This window comes from Pseudomonas sp. F01002, assembly GCF_004402115.1.
In the GTDB taxonomy this organism is placed as follows: domain Bacteria; phylum Pseudomonadota; class Gammaproteobacteria; order Pseudomonadales; family Pseudomonadaceae; genus Aquipseudomonas; species Aquipseudomonas frigoris.
Window position 1 is genome coordinate 310,537 of sequence record NZ_SOPU01000011.1, and the last position, 1,092, is coordinate 311,628.

1 protein-coding gene is annotated in these 1,092 nt (G+C 54.2%); it reads left to right on the plus strand.

The genetic code is table 11. The features are described 5' to 3' along the window. Positions 1-212, plus strand: a 212-nt coding sequence (locus E3W21_RS31415; protein ID WP_218570161.1) for a hypothetical protein, incomplete at its 5' end; no start/stop codon positions are given. Positions 213-1,092: the final 880 nt, after the last annotated feature.

Below are 1,092 nucleotides of genomic sequence, written 5' to 3' on the forward strand. Positions count from 1 at the left end.
GTAGAGTCATCTTGAAGGGCTTCCGAAAGGAAGCCAAGAGCTTGGGTACCCAATCCCAAGAAACAAAACCCTCCCAGAAGTCCAATGCCTTCAAGGACTTGCCGCAGCGGCGGTGGCAAACTCAAGGTCGATTAGCGCTCGGTGGCTCGACCGCAGTACTGGATTTTCCTGTATTGGAGTGCCTACTACACATCAGCCCTATTCAGGGCTAAACCCATGCGGGAGAGAATCCCCGCTGGGGTTCCCTCCTGCTTTTGAAACAGGAGGTAACAATTCTTTGGGCATGCTGCTTCGGCAGTCCCTGTTCACATCAAACCGGAGACATGAGCGAAAGCTCTGTCTGTCATTGTTCAGCCATTGCCTGTTTGGAGTGGCAGCGGACTCGTTGTGCGACCAACGATAGCCTAGGAAGACATGCGTCACTGGTAACAGTGAGGTGTGAAGCTCTTCTCACAATGTAGTCCCCATCAGGGTGTGCTTTTGCCGCGAGGCAAAGCATAGATGCTCGGAGCAGTGCCGGGTTGAGACGCTAGGCTGGTTGGCATGGGTAACGTAAGTGAACTGCTGATAAACGCCGTGATTATAAACAAGCCAAAACTGCTGTCAGGCTTGAGCCAAAAGGCACGTGGTCGGATACCTCTGTAGAGGCTTGAGGTACGTCGTCATAGGACCATCGGTGAAAAGGCAGACCCTAAACCAATCGTGTGACAGGCAGGGAACGTGGTAAGCCCGTATGGCTGCCCTTCGGGCAGGTGAACCGTAAGGTGAGCTGTTGGCTGTGCGGGTATGGGATCGCAGAGAAAGCGAAAGCCGGGCTGTAATGGCTCGGATAGGGGTTGGGACATTACCCCACGGGAAACCGGGCAGACTTCTGCGTGGTCTTTCGTCGCATGAACTCTGAGTAAACCTGTCTCAATGAACGTAGAGGCCCAGCTGTAACGGACCTTTTATTAATCTAGCCCTGACGGGAGCGTCCATTCCCGTCAGGGGATGCGTACGTCTTTCGCTTGGGGAAACTTGAGAGGAAGGCAGCATGTTAGAACATAGCCAAATGGCCGTGTCTGCGCCTTCCGGCGCTCCGCAGCACTGGCA